This is a genomic window from Paracraurococcus lichenis, assembly GCF_030657435.1.
Classification (GTDB): domain Bacteria; phylum Pseudomonadota; class Alphaproteobacteria; order Acetobacterales; family Acetobacteraceae; genus Paracraurococcus; species Paracraurococcus lichenis.
Genome location: NZ_JAUTWS010000003.1, coordinates 192,483 through 208,843 on the forward strand (window position 1 = coordinate 192,483; position 16,361 = coordinate 208,843).

A 16,361-nucleotide genomic window follows, 5' to 3' on the forward strand; every position below is an offset into this window, starting at 1 on the left:
CCGAGTGTTCAGGCTGCTGCGCAGCCTGTGGGTTTCACCTTCCGCACCGTGCTGGCGGGGTGCTTCGCCAGACGGTCGGCGGGGCGGATGGGGCGGCGGACCAGTTCGCCGCCGCAATTCGGGCAGCGGCCCTGCAGCACGCCCTCGGCGCAGGCGACGCAGAAGGTGCATTCGTAGGAGCAGATGCGGGCGTCGAGGCTCGCGGGCGGCAGGTCCGTGCCGCAGCATTCGCAGCAGGGGCGGAGTTCGAGCATCGGCGGGGCCTTCCGGGACGGGTCGGAAGCCTCGGCGGCAGCCGGGGCCCGGTCAAGCCGGCGAACCGCTGCGCGCGGGCCGGCGTTCACCTGGCATGAGCGACCGCACAGACCCGAAGCCCACCCGCAGCGGCGAGGCGCCCGACGATCCCGGCCGCACCGCCCAGGACGCGCCGCGCGACCAGGCCGCGAAGCCCAGCGACCCGGCGGACTCGCTGCCCACCCGCCGCGACCGCACCGGCATCGACCACCCCGTCGCCGACGACCCCAGCCCCGACCTGACCGGGAGTGGGGATACTTAAGGGGGGTCTCGAAGGGGGGCTCCGCCCCCTTCGCGGGGCCCGGGGCGGAGCCCCGGGTTACGCGGATGGTTGGAGATTGCGCTCCAGCAACCGCACCAGCCCATGCACCCCCGCCAAGGTCGGCGCCGGCTCGCCGAGATGCCGCGCCAGCTCGACCAGGCAGCCGAGGATCGGGCCGAGCTCGAGCCGCCGCCCCGCCTCCAGGTCCTGCAGCATGGAGGTGCGGAAGGCGCCGAGGCGCCGGGTGACCACCAGACGCTCCGGGATGCCCTGCGTGATCGGCAGGCCGATGCGCGCGCCAATCGCCGCCATCTCCCGCATCATGGCCTCGACCAGGCCGGCGACGCCGGGGTCGTCCAGCATCGACTGCATGTCGGCGCGGGATAGCGCGCTCAGCGGGTTCATGTTGGAATTGCCCCAGAGCTTCAACCAGACCTCCCTGCGGATGTCGGGCGCGGTCTCGGCCGGCAGGCCGCCCCGCTGCAGCGCGTCCACCAGCGCCGCCAGCGCCGCGGCGTTGCGGCCGGAGGGGTCGCCGTAGAGCATCCGGTCCTGCTTCATCAGCCGCACGACGCCCGGCGCCTCGACCCGGCTGCCGACATGCGCGACGCCGCCGAGGACGCGCCGGACCGGCAGGGCACGGGCCAGCGCGCCGCCGGGATCGACGGAGTCAAGCACCAGCCCCTCCGCCGGGCCGCCGAAGCCCTGCAGGAACCACCAGGGCAGGCCGTTCTGCGCGGTGGCGACCAGGGTTTGCGGCGCCAGCAGCCGCTCGACCAATGGCAGGGCGGCGGGGAGATCGTGGCTCTTGAGGCCGAGCAGCAGGATATCGGCCGGCGGCAGCGCGTCCGGGTCGTCCGAGGCGATGACAGGGAAGGCCTCCCGCCGCTCGCCCTCGAGGAAGACCAGGCCATCGCGGCGCAGCGCCGCGAGTGTCGCGCCGCGGGCCAGCACCGCGACCGGCAGGCCCGCCCGCGCCAGCCCCGCCGCCAGCCAGCCGCCCACCGCGCCCGCGCCCAGCACCGTCACCCGCATCGCCCGTCCCCCCGCACCGCGCGGGGATCAGGCACCATCCGGGGCGGGGCTGTCGAGGAGGGCGGCGATGGCGGCGATGAAGCGCTCGGCCTCGGCGAGGGCGGCGGCGGCCTGATCCAGGGTGATCCCGGGGCTGGGTTCGGTGTCGTAGTCGGCCCTGGTCTTGAAGGCGTAGGCGCGGCTCAGGAACACCAGAAGGTTCGCATCGGCCAGGATGATCCCGCGCATCACGCGATGGAATTCCGACCTCACCCCGCGATGCGTCTGCACGAGGCGGCCGGTGCGCTCCCAAATCAGGGCGCGCGCAGCGTTGAACGCCGCGAGATAGGCCGAGCGCCCCGCATCCTCGCCGAGCCCGGCGGCGACCATGGCGCGCCCGCGGGTCAGCAGGTCGGCCGCCTTCGCCATGATCTTCGCGGCTTCCGGCGTCACAGCGCAATGCCGTCCCTGCGGATCTCGTGCATCAGCGGCGATCGCTCCGCCAGCGTCCCGGCCCGGCGAGGCAGCAATTCGATGAAGGCGTCGAACTCCTCCATTAGGGAGACCTGCAGCCGGGCCAGCCGTCCGGCCTCGTCCCACCAATCCCGCATGTCACGCAGGAACACCGCCACGTCGTAATCCGACTCCGGCCCGGCCTCCCCCCGCGCGCGGGACCCGAACAGCACCACCCGCTCCAGCCGCGGGCCGTACTCGGCCTCGAGCGCCTGGCGCAGCCGCTGCAGCACGGGATCCTCGGCGGGGGTCATGACGCCTTCAGCATAACACGCCGCGGCTCAGGCCCGCAGCACGACGACGACATCCCCCTCGGCCACCGCCTCGCCCTCGGCCACGCGGATCTCCTGCACCGTGCCGTGCCGCGGCGCGACCACCGGGATCTCCATCTTCATGGATTCCAGCAGCAGCAGCGACTCCTCCGGCTCCACCGACTCGCCGGGCTGTTTCAGGATCTTCCAGACCGAGCCCGAAATCTCGGACTTCACGCGGATCTCCGCCATGCGCTGCCTTCCCCCTCGGACGTCCGGGCCATTGCAGGGGCGTCGCGCCGCGGGGTCAAGCCGGGTTGCCGGCGCCCGGCCCGGGTGCTGCCATGCGGAGCAACGACAGACGGAGGAAACCGCCATGCCCGCCCCGCCCTTCGCCAACCCGGTGAAGGAGAAGCTCGCCGCCGGCGGCACCGCGCTCGGCCTCGGCGTGCGGATGTCGCGCTCGGCCGAGATCGCCCGTATCGCCCGCGCGACGGGCCACGACTTCCTCTTCATCGATGTCCAGCATTCGCTCTTCAACCTGGAAACCATCGGCCACATCGCCCAGGCCGCCGTCGCGCTCGGCATCGCGCCGCTCGCGCGGGTGCGGAGCGTGCGCGACCCGGACGTGCAGGCGCTGCTCGACAACGGCGTCACCGGCATCATCTTCCCGGACGTGAACACCGCGGAGGAGGCCCGCGCCGCCGTTGCCGCCGTGCGCTTCGGCCCGCTCGGCCGCCGCAGCGTCACCGGCGGCTATCCCTATTTCGACTTCGCCGCCGTCCCGCCCGCCGAGGCTCTGCCGGCCGTGGACCGGGCGACGCTGCTCGCCTGCATGATCGAGACGCGGGAGGGCGTCTCGAACGTCGAGGCGATCGCCGCGGTGCCGGGCATCGACGTCCTCCATATCGGCATGAACGACCTGCTGACGGACATGGGCAAGCCGGGCCAGTATGCCGATCCCGAATTGCAGGCGGCAATCGACCGCGTCCTCGCGGCCTGCCGGGCGCATGGCAAACACTTCGGCTGCGGCGGGCAGCGCGACCCGAAGGCGCAGGCCGCCATCATCCGTCGCGGCGCGCGCTTCCTGACGACCCAGACCGATATCGGCCTGCTCTCGGCCGGCGCCGGCGCCTGGACCCGCGGCATCCGCGCGGCGCTGGAGGCCGGCTGAGCCGCCGGTCCGCCCGGCGCGCCGGCCGGGCGCGCCGAAGTCCGGACCGCCGATGCTACGGCTTCGGCGGCACCAGCAGCTTCGAGAAGATCCAGCCGCGCGGCTGGGTGTCGCCGACCTCGACCCAGCCATCCCCGCTGCGGCTGAACTCGCGCAGCACCTCGCCCTGCGGGACGGTGCGGATGATGGGCGCGGTATTGTTGGGATTGACGCGCAGATTGGCCGCCGCGCGCACCATGACCCGCACGGCCGGGCCGGCGACCGGCGGCGGCGTGGCGGCCGCGGCCGCGGCCGGCGGTGCGGCGCGATCGCGTGGCGGCACGGGCGTCAGGGCCGCGGCGACCTGGTCCGGCGCGCGCGACGCGGGGGAGGCGGTCCGCGGCGCCTCCGGCTGGGCCGGCGCCGCCGAGGGCACCGGCGCGGCCGTGCCGCCGCCGGCGATCGGCCCGGTCGGCGCGGCCGTGCCGCTCCGCTCGGCGGCGGCCACCACCGGCGGATGGGCCGGCTTCGGCGCGCTCCACATGACCGCCGCGGCGGAGGCGACCGCCGCCAGACCGGCGAGCCCGAGCGCCACCGGGATGGGCGGCCAGCGCCATCCGCCAGGCGGCGCCGCGACCAGGGTCGCGGCCGCCCCGGCGCCGGAAGCGAGGCCAGCGCGCTTCGCCGCGACCTCGCGGTTCAGCATGGGCGGCGGCTGCCGCCCGGCCAGCGACGAGGTGGCGACCGGCGCCCGGCCCGGCATCCGCTGCGCGAGCGAGCGGCGGACGACGCTGACCCAGCCATCGCCGCCCGGCAGGCTGATGGGCGGCAGGCCGGCGAAGGCCTCCTGCAGCACCGGGCCAAGCTGGTCGGGCGCCTCCTGCGGCAGGATCAGGTGCACGACCGGCAGCGTTCCCGGAAAGATCGCCGCGAAACGGGCACTTTCCAGCCGGGCGCGGAAAGCCTCCTCGGCGCCCGGTGTCTCGCCGGGCGCGAGGTCGATCAGCGCGACTCCGACCTCCGGGTGCAGCAGGACATGCGGCATGGTCAGCACATGGCCGGGCAGGGGGCTGATGTTGCACTGCTCCAGCCCGATCCAGCCGGGAGGCAGGCCGCCCGCCCGGGCCGGCGGAGGGCGCGCCGCCTCGTCGCTCAGGCCGGACTGGCCCAGGTCATAGAGCCTTTCGCGCTGCTGGATCATGGATCGGATGGTCCCCCTCGACGCCGATGCCCGGCGCACCCCCCGCGCGTCGGACCCTGCTTAGACGTATGACGTATACTATTGCCGCTGCGGCAGCGCAGCACTTGCCTGCACCGGCGAGGGTTCGGCTTGCCGCTGCGGCACTATGGGCACGCCGGAAGCGGTGCCGGGCATGACGACGGGGCGCGCCGCGCCACAAGCGCGCGACGGGGGGCAAGGGTTTCTACCGGCGTGGGTGGTTGCAAGCCGCCGGAGGCACCGGACGCCTCGGCGGACCTGCCGCGGCGTCGGATCCGGCTGCGTCAAGGATGCGGTCCGGACTTCCGGCGCGAAGCGGAGAGGCTAGAGTCGCCAGCCCGTATGGATGGCGACGATGCCGCCCGAGAGGCTCTGCCAGCGCACCCGCTCAAGCCCCGCCGCCCGCATCATGCCGGCCAGCCTCTCCTGGTCCGGGAACATGCGGATGCTCTCGGCGAGGTACTGGTAGCTCTCGGCATCCTGCGCCACGCGCCGGCCGAGTTCCGGCAGCACCCGGAAGGACCAGGCGTCGTAGAGCGGCGCGAGGGCCGCGACCTCCACCCGGCTGAACTCCAGGCAGTGGAACCGCCCGCCCGGGCGCAGCACGCGGCGCACCTCCCGCAGCACCGCATCCTTGTCGGTGCAGTTGCGCAGCCCGAAGGCCATCGAGACCTTCTCGAGGCTGCGGTCCGGCAGCGGCAGCCGCTCGGCATCGGCGCAGAGGAACATCAGGTTCGCGGCCAGGCCGCGCTCCAGCGCCCGTCCCTGCGCCACCTGCAGCATGGAGGGGTTGATGTCGGACAGGATCACCCGCCCCGCCCCGCGCTCGAGCGCCTTGAAGGCGATGTCGCCGGTGCCGCCGGCGAGGTCGAGCAGGCCCTCCCGCGGGGAGGCGGCGATGGCCGCGACGAAGGCTCGCTTCCAGGCCCGATGCAGGCCGAGCGACATCAGGTCGTTCATCAGGTCGTAGCGCGGCGCCACGCTGTCGAAGACCTGCCGGACCAGCCCGGCCTTCTCGGCGCGCGGGACCTCCCGGTAGCCGAAATCGATCGTCTCGCCGCCGGGCGGGGTATTGCGTTCGCTCATGCCGCGCCAGCATAGCGCCCCTCGGAGATCGCGGACATATGCCGGAACTGCCGGAAGTCGAGACTGTCATGCGCGGCCTGCGCCGGGTGCTGGAGGGGCGGGTGATCCGCGCCGCGAGCGTCGCGCGGCCGGACCTGCGCTGGCCCTTCCCGGAGGGGCTGGCGCTGCGGCTGACCGGGGCGCGGGTGGAAGGGTTCCGCCGGCGCGGCAAGTACATGCTCATGCGCCTCGGCGGCGGCGACAGCCTGCTGATCCATCTCGGCATGTCCGGCCGCATGGTGGCGCGACCCGCCGAGGACCGGCCGAACGCGCCCGTCGCGCACGAGCACCTGGCGATCGAGACGGAGGAGGGCGTGCGCGTCGGCTTCGTCGATCCGCGCCGCTTCGGCTGCGTCGACCTGGTGCCGACCGCGGCGGAGGAGGGGCACCGGCTGCTCGCCGGCCTCGGGCCCGAGCCGCTGGAGGAGGGTTTCACCCCCGCGGTGCTGACGGCGGCGCTGGCAGGCCGGCGCACGCCGGTCAAGGCGGCGCTGCTCGACCAGAAGCTCGTCGCCGGCCTCGGCAACATCTATGTCTCGGAAGCGCTCTTCCGCGCCGGGATATCGCCGAAGCGCATGGCGGCGAGCGTCGCGGGCGCGCGCACGCTGCGGCTGGTGCCGGCGATCAAGGCGGTGCTGGAGGAGAGCATCGCCGCCGGCGGCTCGAGCCTGCGCGACTACGTGCAGGCCGATGGCGGCATCGGCTTCTTCCAGGAGCGCTTCAAGGTCTACGACCGCGAGGGCCTGCCCTGCGAGCACTGTCCGGGCGTGCCTCCATGCCTTGGCATCCGTCGCATCGTGCAGGCCGGCCGCGCCACCTTCCATTGCCCGCGCACGCAGCGCTGATAGGATGCGGCCAAGGGCACGGAGGCGCGCATGGCCGGCTACGAGATGATCCTGACGGAGGTGCAGGGGCGGGTCGCGATCATCCGCCTCAACCGCCCGAAGGCGCTGAACGCGCTCTGCGACCAGTTGATGGACGAGTTCGGCCAGGCGCTGCGCGGCTACGACGCCGACCCGGCGATTGCCGCCATCGTGCTGACAGGCAGCGAGAAGGCCTTCGCCGCGGGCGCCGACATCAAGGAGATGCAGGGCCGCAGCTACCCCGCCGTCTATCTCGACGACTTCATCGGCAAGCGCTGGGAAGCCGTGACCTTCGTGCAGAAGCCGGTGATCGCCGCGGTTGCGGGCTATGCGCTCGGCGGCGGCTGCGAGCTGGCGATGATGTGCGACATCATCCTCGCCGGCGACAACGCGAAGTTCGGCCAGCCGGAGATCAATCTCGGCGTCATCCCCGGCGCGGGCGGCACGCAGCGCCTGACGCGCGCCATCGGCAAGGCGAAGGCCATGGAGATGGTGCTCACCGGCCGCATGATGGATGCGGCGGAGGCCGAGCGCGCCAACCTCGTCGCGCGCGTGGTGCCGGCGGCGGAGGTGGTGGCGGAGGCCGTGACGCTCGGCGGGAAGATCGCCGAGCTTTCCGCGCCCGCAGTTGCGATCGCGAAGGAAGCGGTCAACCGCGCCTATGAGACGACGCTGGCGGAAGGCGTGAAATTCGAACGGCGCGTGTTCCAGTCGCTCTTCGCGACCGAGGACCAGAAGGAAGGCATGGCCGCCTTCGCGGAGAAGAGGAAGCCGCAATTCCGCCACCGTTGAGGCGGGGTGGCCGGCTTCGCCTTGACGCCGCTTCCCCCCCGCCTGTAGAAGCGCCCTTCCTGCGTGGCCCTGCTGCGCCCCCCCTTCACTCCAGTCTTGAGTCGAAATCAGAGCCCATGGCGAACACGGCATCCGCCCGCAAGCGCATCCGCCAGACCGAGAAGCGCACCCTCCGCAACCGCGCGCGGAAGTCCCGGGTGCGCACCTACCTCCGCAAGGTCGAGCAGGCCATTGCCGGCGGCGACAAGGCCCAGGCCCAGGATGCCCTGAAGTCGGCCCAGCCCGAACTGCAGCGCGCCGCCACGAAGGGCGTGCTGCACCGGAACACGGTGGCCCGCAAGCTCTCCCGGCTCTCCGCCCGGATCAAGTCCCTCGGCGCCGCCGCCCAGGCCTGAGCTGAATTCTTCGTACTGACAACTGAACCTTACCACAAGCAGCAAGACCAGGTGGAAGCCTGTTCTTGCTGCTTGTGGTTTGGGCACTCGGAAACTCAGCATTCGTGAACTTTCTGCTGAGGAATGTAGTCGAGTGCTACTCAAACGCAACTCAGTTCCGGTGAGTTACTATTTGCGTCGTCTTGGGAGGAGGAGTAGCATCCTCTCCGCCAGGATGGCCGGTAGATGAGCCCCCGGACCATGCATCCGTTCATCCAGGACCCTGCGGCAGGGCCCGTCCCGGGCAGGGAGCACGGCGCGGTCCGTGCGCCGTCGCTGTTGGGAGCAGAAGGAGGCCGCCGGTTGCCCCCCGAGACGTCCGGACAGATGGTCGCCTGCTGGGCCCGCATCCGCGCCCGCCTGCGTGACGAGGTCGGCGAGGTCGAGTACCGCACCTGGCTGCGGCAGATGACGCTGCAGGGCATCGACGGCGACGAGGCCGTCATCCTGCTGCCCACGCGCTTCCTGCGGGACTGGGTCAACAGCCATTACGGCGACCGCCTGCGCGTGCTCTGGCAGAGCGAGGACGCGGCCATCCGCCGCGTCGAGATCCGCGTCGCCCAGGCCGCCATGCCGGAGCCGGTGACCGCCGACGGCTTCCCCGCCGCGCCGCGGCCGGAGGCGCCGGGCCTCGCCGAGAGCCTCGCGCCGCCGCTCCGCGCGCCGGAGCCGCGCGTCTCCGACCAGCGCTCCGACTGGGTCGTGCCGCTCGAGGCGCGCTTCACCTTCGACACCTTCGTCGTCGGCAAGCCGAACGAGTTCGCGCATGCCTGCGCCCGCCGCGTGGCGGAGCGGCCGAACTCGCCGGGCTTCAACCCGCTCTTCCTCTATGGCGGCGTCGGCCTGGGCAAGACCCACCTGATGCACGCCATCGCCTGGGCGATCCGCGAGAGCGACACCGCCCGCACCGTCGCCTACATGAGCGCCGAGAAGTTCATGTACCGCTTCATCGCGGCGCTGCGCAGCCAGTCCACCATGGAGTTCAAGGAGACGCTCCGCGCCGTCGACGTGCTGATGATCGACGACCTGCAGTTCCTGATCGGCAAGGACAATACGCAGGAGGAGTTCTTCCACACCTTCAATGCGCTGGTGGACCAGGGCAAGCAGATCGTCGTCTCCTCGGACAAGCCGCCCTCCGACCTCGCGGGCATCGAGGATCGCCTCCGCACCCGGCTCGGCTGCGGCATGGTCGCCGACCTGCATGCGACGACCTACGAGCTGCGGCTGTCGATCCTGCAGGCCAAGGCCGCGGCGGCGCAGGTGCTGGTGCCGCCCAAGGTGATGGAACTGCTGGCGACCAAGATCACCAGCAATGTCCGCGAGCTGGAGGGGGCGCTGAACCGGCTGGTGGCGCATGCCAACCTCTTCGGCCGCCCCATCACCGTCGACAGCGCGCATGAGGTGCTGCACGACGTCCTCAGGGCGCATGAGAAGCGGGTCTCGATCGAGGAGATCCAGCGCAAGGTCGCCGAGCATTACAACCTGCGCCTGACCGACATGGTCTCCGCCCGCCGCGCCCGCAACGTGGCGCGGCCGCGGCAGGTGGCGATGTACCTGGCGAAGCAGCTCACCCAGCGCTCCCTGCCGGAGATCGGCCGGCGCTTCGGCAACCGCGACCACACCACGGTCATGCATGCCGTCTCCCGCGTCTCGGAACTGATCACCCAGGACGCCGCCTTCGCCGAGGATGTGGCGCTGCTGCGGAAGATGCTGGAGACCTGAGGGCGGGACGCCCCCGCCGCCGCCCTGGTCGCCCCGCGGCCGGACCGTAGCCGGGTCGAACCCGAGTCGCACCGATCTCCGGCCCCGCCCGGCTTCCTTTCTTGCCCGGATCGTCACCCTGCCCTTGGTCCGCGGCGGCGGAAACCCTACCTTATCGCCTCGAATCGGTGCTGATAGAATGCCCGACCCACCCGGCCGCCGGGTGGCGCATGGCAGCGGCTGGACGGACCGTCGGGGGAGCCTGGGTCAGATGAAGTTCACGGTGGAACGGGCGATCCTGCTGAAGGCGCTGGCGCATGTGCAGAGCGTGGTCGAACGCCGCAACACCATTCCCATCCTCGCCAATGTCCTGATCGCCGTGAAGGACGGCACGCTCCGCCTCACCGCGACCGATATGGAGATCGCGGTGGTGGAGGAGGTGCCGGGCGTGCAGGTGGCGCGGGAGGGCCGCACCACCGCCCCGGCCGCGACGCTCTACGAGATCGTCCGCAAGCTGCCGGAGGGCGCGAAGATCGAGCTCGACCATGCCGGCGGCGATGCCTCGCTCAAGCTGCGGGCCGGGCGCTTCAACACCGACCTCGCCGTGCTGCCGGTGGAGGACTTCCCCTCCATGACCGAGGGCAAGCTGCCGCACGGCTTCAGCCTGCCCGCGGGGCAGTTGCGGGAGCTGGTGGACCGCACGCGCTTCGCCATCAGCACGGAGGAGACGCGCTACTACCTCAACGGCATCTACCTGCATGCGGCGGACAGCGAGGGCACCAAGGTGCTGCGCGCCGTGGCGACGGACGGCCACCGCCTCGCCCGCGTCGAGGAGCCGCTGCCCGATGGCGCCGCCGGCATGCCGGGCGTCATCATCCCGCGCAAGACGGTCAACGAGCTGCGCAAGCTGGCCGAGGAGGTGCAGGACGAGGTCGCCATCCGCCTCTCCGACACCAAGATCCGCTTCGACATCGGCCCGGTGCAGCTGACGAGCAAGCTGATCGACGGCACCTTCCCGGAATACGAGCGCGTCATCCCCCGCGGCAACGACAAGGTGCTGCGGGTGCAGAAGAAGGAATTCGCCGAAGCCGTGGGGCGCGTCGCCGCCATCAGCTCGGAACGCTCGCGGCCGGTGAAGCTCTCGATCGACCGCAATCACCTGCTCCTCTCGGCCTCCTCGGCCGAGCAGGGCCAGGCGCAGGAGGAGCTGGACGGCGAGGTGGTGACCTACGAGTCCTCGCCGCTCGAGATCGGGTTCCAGGCCCGCTACCTCAACGACATCACCGACCAGATCGCCGACCAGGTGGAGTTCCGTTTCGCCGATGGCAGCGCGCCGACGGTGGTGACGGATGCGGCGAAGCCCGAGGCGCTCTACGTCCTGATGCCGATGCGGGTCTGAGGCCGGGACGGAAGGCGCCGGGGAGCGCCTTCGCCGCCCGATGCCCATGACGTGACGTCGCTCTACCCGCCGCCGCGTTACCCTCCCGGGAACCCACCCTGGGAGGAATGGCGATGCCGACAGGACGACCGGCGATCCCCTTCGACACCGCGCTGCTCGACCGGCTGATGGAGCAGGCGGGCATGGAGGTGCTGCTCGCCACCTCCAAGCCCGCGGTGCAGCACCTGCTCGGCGGCTACCGCTTCCACTTCTTCGAGCATGCCGATGCCATCGGCCAGAGCCGCTACATGCCGGTGCTGGCCTATATCCGCGGCCAGCCCGACCGCACCGGCTATATCGGCCACCGCATGGAGAAGGGGCAGCAGGCGGTCCAGCCGCTCTGGGTGCCGGAGATCCGCAACCTCTCCGGCACCTCGACCGATGCCATGCGGCAGGCGGTGGAGTATCTCCGCTCGCTCGGCATCGCCTCGCCTCGCATCGGCATCGAGCAGCCCTTCCTGCCGGCCGATGCGCTGCAGGTGCTGCGCGACGCCTTCCCCAACAGCGCCCTGCCGGATGCCGTGCCGGTGCTGGAACGGCTGCGCGCCGTGAAGTCGGAGGAGGAGATCGGCAAGCTCCGCCTCGCCTCCGACCGCGTCATCGAGTCCATGCTGGTGGTCATGCGCGGCCATGGCCCGGGCACGACCAAGCGCGAGCTGGTCGAGGCGCTCCGGCGCGAGGAGGTTTCGCGGGGCTTGGGCTTCGACTATTGCCTGATCACCACCGGCACCAGCCTGAACCGCGCGCCCTCGGAGGAGCGCTGGGAGAAGGGCGGCATCCTCTCCCTCGACAGCGGCGGCCACTACCAGGGCTATATCGGCGATGTCTGCCGCATGGCCATCCTGGGCGAGCCCGACAGCGAACTGCAGGACCTGCTGGCCGAGATCGACGGCATCCAGCAGGCGGCCTTCGGCGCCGTGCGCGCCGGCACCCCCGGCGGCGCGGTCTACGCGGCGGCCGAGGCCGCGCTGCGCAGCGCGCCGAACCGCCAGCACATGGACTTCCTCGCGCATGGCATGGGCCTGGTCAGCCACGAGGTGCCGCACCTGACCGCGACCGGCCCCATCCCCTACGCCGCCGAGGATGCCGAGCGTCCGTTGCAGGCGGGCATGGTGCTCTCCATCGAGACGACGCTGCCGCATCCGCAGCGCGGCTTCATCAAGCTGGAGGACACCGTGGTGGTGCGGCCCGATGGCTACGAGATCCTGGGCAATGCGGGGCGCGGCTGGAACCGCGGCGGGTTGTGACAGGGCGATGAAATCCCGGGCGGCGGCGCGAGGGGTATCGATCCCGCAGGGATGACCGCGTTCCTCCTGCAGCCACTCCGCTGCAGGGGGAGACCTGATGTCGCATGCGGCCACCATATCAGCGCGGACGGAAACGCCCGTCCGCCGGCCCGATCTCGATGTCCGCCATCATCCCGCGATCGGGGTGCTGTTCCTCGGCCTGCTGCTCGGCGGCGCGGCCTATGTCCTCTACAGCCTGTTCCACGACATCCGGGCGAGCGGCGCGGAGCCGCTCGAGATCGGCGTCTTCGCCATGCTCGCGCTGGCGCTGCTGATCGCGCTGGGCTTCGAGTTCGTCAACGGCTTCCACGACACCGCCAATGCCGTGGCGACGGTGATCTACACCCATAGCCTGCCGGCGCCGGTCGCCGTGGTCTGGTCGGGCTTCTTCAACTTCCTGGGCGTCCTGACCTCGGCCGGCGGCGTTGCCTATAGCGTGCTCGCGCTGCTGCCGGTGGAACTGATCCTGCAGGTCGGCAGCGGTGCCGGCTTCGCCATGATCTTCTCCCTGCTGATCGCCGCCATCCTCTGGAACCTCGGCACCTGGTCCTTCGGCCTGCCGGCCTCCTCCTCCCATACCCTGATCGGCTCCATCATCGGCGTCGGCCTCGCCAACCAGGTCCTCGCGCCGCAGGGCACCGCGACCTCGGGCGTCGACTGGTCGCAGGCGCGCAGTGTCTTCGAGGCGCTGCTCTTCAGCCCCCTCGTCGGCTTCGGCTGCGCCGCGCTGCTGCTGCTGGCGCTCAAGCTGGTGGTGCGCGTGCCGTCGCTCTACCAGGCGCCGGAGGGCGACAGCCGCCCGCCCACCTGGATCCGCGGCCTGCTGATCCTGACCTGCACCGGCGTCTCCTTCGCGCATGGCTCGAACGACGGGCAGAAGGGCATGGGGCTGATCATGCTGATCCTGATCGGCGCCGTGCCCACCGCCTATGCCCTGAACCGCACCATGCCGGACAGCGAGACACCGCATTTCGTGCAGGTCACGGAACGGGCACGCACCATCTTCGACAGCCGTGCCGAGGGCCAGCGCCAAGCCGATCCCGCCGCAGCGCGGGAGGGCGTGAAGGCCGCGATCCAGGAGCGCACCGCGAACGGGCCGGAGGACTGGGCCGCCCTCTCCGGCGTCGCCGCCGAGATCGCGCGGCAGGTGCAGCAGCACGGCGCGCTGGCCCGCATCCCGGCCGCCGCCACGCCCAACGTTCGCAACGACATGTACCTCACCGCCGACCTGCTGCAGATCCTGGAGAAGAAGGGCGGCGAGGCCGGCTTCTCGCCGGAGGAGCGCGCGACCCTGAAGGACTACCGCGGCGTCCTCGAGGCCGGGACGCGCTACATTCCGATCTGGGTGAAGGTGGGCGTCGCCATCGCCCTCGGCCTCGGCACCATGGTGGGATGGAAGCGCATCGTCGTGACGGTCGGCGAGCGCATCGGCCGGACGCACCTGACCTATGCGCAGGGTGCCTCCGCCGAACTGGTGGCGATGGCGACCATCGGCGCGGCCGACTGGTTCAGGCTGCCGGTGTCCACGACGCATGTGCTGAGCTCAGGCGTCGCCGGGACCATGCTGGCCAACGGCTCGGGCCTGCAATGGTCCACCGTGCGCAACATCGTCATGGCCTGGGTGCTGACGCTGCCGGCGGCGATGCTGCTGGCGGGCAGCCTCTACGCTCTGCTGCGTCTGGTCTTCTGATCCGCCGCGCGGCATGCCAGTCTGCCCCCTTTCAGGGGAGGGGCAGCCCGGCATGACCGCATTCCGTCCGCACAGCTCGCATTGGGGCGTCTTCGAGGGCGGCTGGCAGGACGGCAGGCTGGTGGTGCGGCCGCATGCCGGCGATCCCGACCCGAACCGCATCCTGCAGAATTTTCCAGATGCGCTGCGGCACGAGGCAAGGATCGCCCGGCCCACGGTGCGACGCGGCTGGTTGGAACGCGGGCCCGGCCCCGATGCGCAGCGCGGGTGTGACGAGTTCGTTGCCGTCTCCTGGGACCGCGCCCTCGGCCTGCTGGCGGAGGTGCTGGCGCGGACGCCGGCGGAGCGGATCTTCGGCGGGTCCTATGGCTGGTCCTCCGCCGGGCGCTTCCACCATGCGCAGAGCCAGGTGCACCGCTTCCTGAACACCGCGCTCGGCGGCTATGTGCGCAGCGTCAACAGCTACTCCGCCGGCGCCTCCGGCATCATCCTGCCGCATGTCGTCGGGCCCATGGAATCGCTCAGCCGCCGCAACGTGACCTGGGAGGCGGTGGCCGCGCAGAGCGAGGTGGTGCTGGCCTTCGGCGGCTTGGCGCTGAAGAACAGCATGGTCGCGGGCGGCGGCATCAGCCAACACATCGAGCGCGACAGCATGCGCGCCGCCGCCGAACGCGGCTGCGAGTTCCTGCTGGTCGGCCCGCTGCGCGACGACTGCCCGGCGGAGGCGCGGGCGGAATGGCTGCCCATCACGCCCAATACCGATACGGCGCTGATGCTGGCGCTGATGCACGCGATCGTCGCGGCGGGGCGGCACGACCGCGGCTTCCTCGAGCGCTGCACCACGGGCTGGCCGGAATTCGAGGCCTATCTGATGGGCCGCAGCGACGGCCAGCCGAAGGACGCCGCCTGGGCCGCGCCCATCACCGGCCTGTCCGCCGAGCGCATCGCGGCGCTGGCCGCGCGGCTGCCGGGCCGGCGCGTGCTGGTCGCTGTCGCGCATAGCCTGCAGCGCGCCGAGCATGGCGAGCAGCCGGTCTGGGCCGGCCTCGCGCTCGCCTGCGTGCTGGGCCAGGTCGGCCTGCCCGGCGGCGGCTACCACTATGCGCTCGGCGCGCTCGGGCATACGGGCCGGCGCAACAACCTGGTCTCGACGGCTGCGCTGCCGCAGGGGCGCAACCGCGTCGGCGCCCATATCCCCGTCGCGCGCATCAGCGACATGCTGCTGCATCCCGGCGAGGCGTATGATTACAACGGCCAGCGCCTGACCTATCCGGAGATCGACCTGGTCTACTGGGCCGGCGGCAATCCCTTCCACCACCACCAGGATCTCAACCGCCTGCGGGAGGCCTTCCGCCGCATCGGCACGCTGGTGGTGCACGAGCAGGCCTGGACCGCGACGGCGCGCCATGCCGATATCGTGCTGCCGGTGACGATGACGCTGGAGCGGGAGGATATCGGCAGCAGCCAGACCGACCCGCTGATGGTCGCCATGCACCGGCTGGCCGAGCCCTTCGGCGAGGCGCGCGACGACTACGCGATCTTCGCCGACCTTGCCGCGCGGCTGGGCAAGGAGGCCGAGTTCACCGAAGGCCGCAGCGCGCGGGAATGGCTGCAGAACCTCTACGACCGCACCGCCGAGGACATGCGGGAGAAAGGCTTCGAGGCGCCGGACTTCGAGGCCTTCTGGCGGGCGGGATACCTGGAACTGCCGCAGGCGCCGGACGATGGCGGCATGCTGCGTGCCTTCCGCGACGATCCCGCCGGCGCGCCGCTGCCGACGCCGAGCGGGCGGATCGAGCTGTTCTCGGGCACCATAGCCGGCTTCGGCTATGACGACTGTCCCGGCCATCCCGCCTGGCTCGCGCCGCGCGACGTGCCCGACGCCGCTTCGCCGCTGCGGCTGGTGGCGAACCAGCCGGCGACGCGGCTGCACAGCCAGCTCGATTTCGGCGGCCACAGCCAGGAGACCAAGCGCCGGGGCCGCGAGGTGATGCGCATGCACCCTGCCGATGCCGCGACGCGCGGCATCGCCGATGGCGACATCGTCCGGCTCTTCAATGCCCGCGGCGCCTGCCTCGCCGCGGCCGAGCTGACGGATGCCGTCATGCCCGGCGTCGTCAACCTGCCGACCGGCGCCTGGTACGACCCGGAGGACCCGGCAGAGGACAAGCCGCTCTGCGTCCATGGCAACCCGAACGTGCTGACGCGCGATGTCGGCACCTCGCGCCTCGCGCAGGGCTGCACCGGGCAGCTCGCCACGGTGCAGGTGGAGCGCTTCACCGGCAATCTGCCGCCGGTGAAGGCCTTCACGCCGCCGGGGTAGGGG

Annotated in this window: 17 protein-coding genes; 10 read left to right on the forward strand and 7 right to left on the reverse strand. The window is 71.7% G+C overall.

The annotated features are described in order from the left end of the window. Positions 1 to 8: 8 nt before the first annotated feature. Positions 9 to 254, reverse strand: a complete 246-nt coding sequence (locus Q7A36_RS04470) for a DUF1272 domain-containing protein (protein ID WP_305102459.1) — start codon at positions 252 to 254, stop codon at positions 9 to 11. 95 nt (positions 255 to 349) lie between these two features. Here Q7A36_RS04470 and Q7A36_RS04475 point away from each other — a divergent pair, with 95 nt between their 5' ends. Next, positions 350 to 556, forward strand: coding sequence for a hypothetical protein (locus tag Q7A36_RS04475; RefSeq protein ID WP_305102460.1), 207 nt, complete (start codon positions 350 to 352; stop codon positions 554 to 556). 57 nt (positions 557 to 613) lie between these two features. Here Q7A36_RS04475 and Q7A36_RS04480 read toward each other — a convergent pair whose 3' ends face one another. Genes Q7A36_RS04480 through Q7A36_RS04495 form a run of 4 tightly spaced genes read right to left on the reverse strand, consistent with a single transcriptional unit; the run spans position 614 to position 2,586 of the window. Continuing rightward, complete coding sequence (locus Q7A36_RS04480) at positions 614 to 1,591, reverse strand: 2-dehydropantoate 2-reductase (RefSeq protein ID WP_305102461.1); 978 nt, start codon at positions 1,589 to 1,591, stop codon at positions 614 to 616. A gap of 27 nt (positions 1,592 to 1,618) precedes the next feature. Further along, complete coding sequence (locus tag Q7A36_RS04485) at positions 1,619 to 2,023, reverse strand: HEPN domain-containing protein (protein ID WP_305102462.1); 405 nt, start codon at positions 2,021 to 2,023, stop codon at positions 1,619 to 1,621. Further along, on the reverse strand, positions 2,020 to 2,337 hold the full coding sequence (locus tag Q7A36_RS04490; RefSeq protein ID WP_305102463.1) for a nucleotidyltransferase family protein: 318 nt from the start codon (positions 2,335 to 2,337) through the stop codon (positions 2,020 to 2,022). The genes Q7A36_RS04485 and Q7A36_RS04490 overlap by 4 nt, the downstream gene beginning before the upstream one ends. Before the next feature lie 27 nt (positions 2,338 to 2,364). Continuing rightward, complete coding sequence (locus Q7A36_RS04495; protein WP_305102464.1) at positions 2,365 to 2,586, reverse strand: biotin/lipoyl-binding carrier protein; 222 nt, start codon at positions 2,584 to 2,586, stop codon at positions 2,365 to 2,367. A gap of 124 nt (positions 2,587 to 2,710) precedes the next feature. On the opposite strand from Q7A36_RS04495, the gene Q7A36_RS04500 reads away from it, so the two are divergent. Further along, positions 2,711 to 3,508 carry an HpcH/HpaI aldolase family protein gene (locus Q7A36_RS04500; protein ID WP_305102465.1) on the forward strand — a complete coding sequence of 266 codons (798 nt, stop codon included), beginning with the start codon at positions 2,711 to 2,713 and terminating at the stop codon, positions 3,506 to 3,508. Between the two features lie 55 nt (positions 3,509 to 3,563). Here the strand turns inward: Q7A36_RS04500 and Q7A36_RS04505 are convergent, their stop codons facing one another. After that, positions 3,564 to 4,688 carry an SH3 domain-containing protein gene (locus tag Q7A36_RS04505; RefSeq protein ID WP_305102466.1) on the reverse strand — a complete coding sequence of 375 codons (1,125 nt, stop codon included), beginning with the start codon at positions 4,686 to 4,688 and terminating at the stop codon, positions 3,564 to 3,566. A gap of 342 nt (positions 4,689 to 5,030) precedes the next feature. Next, complete coding sequence (locus Q7A36_RS04510; RefSeq protein ID WP_305102467.1) at positions 5,031 to 5,792, reverse strand: class I SAM-dependent methyltransferase; 762 nt, start codon at positions 5,790 to 5,792, stop codon at positions 5,031 to 5,033. A 38-nt stretch (positions 5,793 to 5,830) separates the two neighbouring features. Between Q7A36_RS04510 and mutM the strand changes: the two genes are divergently transcribed. The 8 genes from mutM (at position 5,831) to Q7A36_RS04550 (ending at position 16,358) form a co-directional block, all read left to right on the forward strand. Beyond that, positions 5,831 to 6,676, forward strand: a complete 846-nt coding sequence (gene mutM / locus Q7A36_RS04515; protein ID WP_305102468.1) for a bifunctional DNA-formamidopyrimidine glycosylase/DNA-(apurinic or apyrimidinic site) lyase — start codon at positions 5,831 to 5,833, stop codon at positions 6,674 to 6,676. Positions 6,677 to 6,706: 30 nt separating this feature from the next. After that, a complete protein-coding gene (locus Q7A36_RS04520; protein ID WP_305102469.1) occupies positions 6,707 to 7,486 on the forward strand; it encodes an enoyl-CoA hydratase in 780 nt (259 codons plus the stop codon). Between the two features lie 116 nt (positions 7,487 to 7,602). Then, a complete protein-coding gene (gene rpsT / locus Q7A36_RS04525) occupies positions 7,603 to 7,881 on the forward strand; it encodes a 30S ribosomal protein S20 (RefSeq protein ID WP_305102470.1) in 279 nt (92 codons plus the stop codon). 366 nt (positions 7,882 to 8,247) lie between these two features. Next, complete coding sequence (gene dnaA / locus Q7A36_RS04530; protein ID WP_305102576.1) at positions 8,248 to 9,642, forward strand: chromosomal replication initiator protein DnaA; 1,395 nt, start codon at positions 8,248 to 8,250, stop codon at positions 9,640 to 9,642. A 250-nt stretch (positions 9,643 to 9,892) separates the two neighbouring features. After that, positions 9,893 to 11,020: a DNA polymerase III subunit beta gene (gene dnaN / locus Q7A36_RS04535; protein WP_305102471.1), complete on the forward strand. Its 1,128-nt coding sequence runs from the start codon at positions 9,893 to 9,895 to the stop codon at positions 11,018 to 11,020. Positions 11,021 to 11,133: 113 nt separating this feature from the next. Further along, positions 11,134 to 12,306 carry a M24 family metallopeptidase gene (locus tag Q7A36_RS04540; RefSeq protein ID WP_305102472.1) on the forward strand — a complete coding sequence of 391 codons (1,173 nt, stop codon included), beginning with the start codon at positions 11,134 to 11,136 and terminating at the stop codon, positions 12,304 to 12,306. Positions 12,307 to 12,403: 97 nt separating this feature from the next. Beyond that, on the forward strand, positions 12,404 to 14,035 hold the full coding sequence (locus Q7A36_RS04545) for an inorganic phosphate transporter (RefSeq protein WP_305102473.1): 1,632 nt from the start codon (positions 12,404 to 12,406) through the stop codon (positions 14,033 to 14,035). Positions 14,036 to 14,087: 52 nt separating this feature from the next. Further along, entirely contained in the window at positions 14,088 to 16,358 is a 2,271-nt protein-coding gene (locus Q7A36_RS04550; protein ID WP_305102474.1) for a molybdopterin guanine dinucleotide-containing S/N-oxide reductase, read from the forward strand. Positions 16,359 to 16,361 lie beyond the last annotated feature (3 nt).

Coding starts and splice junctions, on each gene's coding strand:
- Q7A36_RS04470 (WP_305102459.1), bottom strand. CDS start 254: ATGCTCGAACTCCGCCCCTGCTGCGAATGCTGCGGCACGGACCTGCCG.
- Q7A36_RS04475 (WP_305102460.1), top strand. CDS start 350: ATGAGCGACCGCACAGACCCGAAGCCCACCCGCAGCGGCGAGGCGCCC.
- Q7A36_RS04480 (WP_305102461.1), bottom strand. CDS start 1,591: ATGCGGGTGACGGTGCTGGGCGCGGGCGCGGTGGGCGGCTGGCTGGCG.
- Q7A36_RS04490 (WP_305102463.1), bottom strand. CDS start 2,337: ATGACCCCCGCCGAGGATCCCGTGCTGCAGCGGCTGCGCCAGGCGCTC.
- Q7A36_RS04495 (WP_305102464.1), bottom strand. CDS start 2,586: ATGGCGGAGATCCGCGTGAAGTCCGAGATTTCGGGCTCGGTCTGGAAG.
- Q7A36_RS04500 (WP_305102465.1), top strand. CDS start 2,711: ATGCCCGCCCCGCCCTTCGCCAACCCGGTGAAGGAGAAGCTCGCCGCC.
- Q7A36_RS04505 (WP_305102466.1), bottom strand. CDS start 4,688: ATGATCCAGCAGCGCGAAAGGCTCTATGACCTGGGCCAGTCCGGCCTG.
- Q7A36_RS04510 (WP_305102467.1), bottom strand. CDS start 5,792: ATGAGCGAACGCAATACCCCGCCCGGCGGCGAGACGATCGATTTCGGC.
- mutM (WP_305102468.1), top strand. CDS start 5,831: ATGCCGGAACTGCCGGAAGTCGAGACTGTCATGCGCGGCCTGCGCCGG.
- Q7A36_RS04520 (WP_305102469.1), top strand. CDS start 6,707: ATGGCCGGCTACGAGATGATCCTGACGGAGGTGCAGGGGCGGGTCGCG.
- rpsT (WP_305102470.1), top strand. CDS start 7,603: ATGGCGAACACGGCATCCGCCCGCAAGCGCATCCGCCAGACCGAGAAG.
- dnaA (WP_305102576.1), top strand. CDS start 8,248: ATGGTCGCCTGCTGGGCCCGCATCCGCGCCCGCCTGCGTGACGAGGTC.
- dnaN (WP_305102471.1), top strand. CDS start 9,893: ATGAAGTTCACGGTGGAACGGGCGATCCTGCTGAAGGCGCTGGCGCAT.
- Q7A36_RS04540 (WP_305102472.1), top strand. CDS start 11,134: ATGCCGACAGGACGACCGGCGATCCCCTTCGACACCGCGCTGCTCGAC.
- Q7A36_RS04545 (WP_305102473.1), top strand. CDS start 12,404: ATGTCGCATGCGGCCACCATATCAGCGCGGACGGAAACGCCCGTCCGC.
- Q7A36_RS04550 (WP_305102474.1), top strand. CDS start 14,088: ATGACCGCATTCCGTCCGCACAGCTCGCATTGGGGCGTCTTCGAGGGC.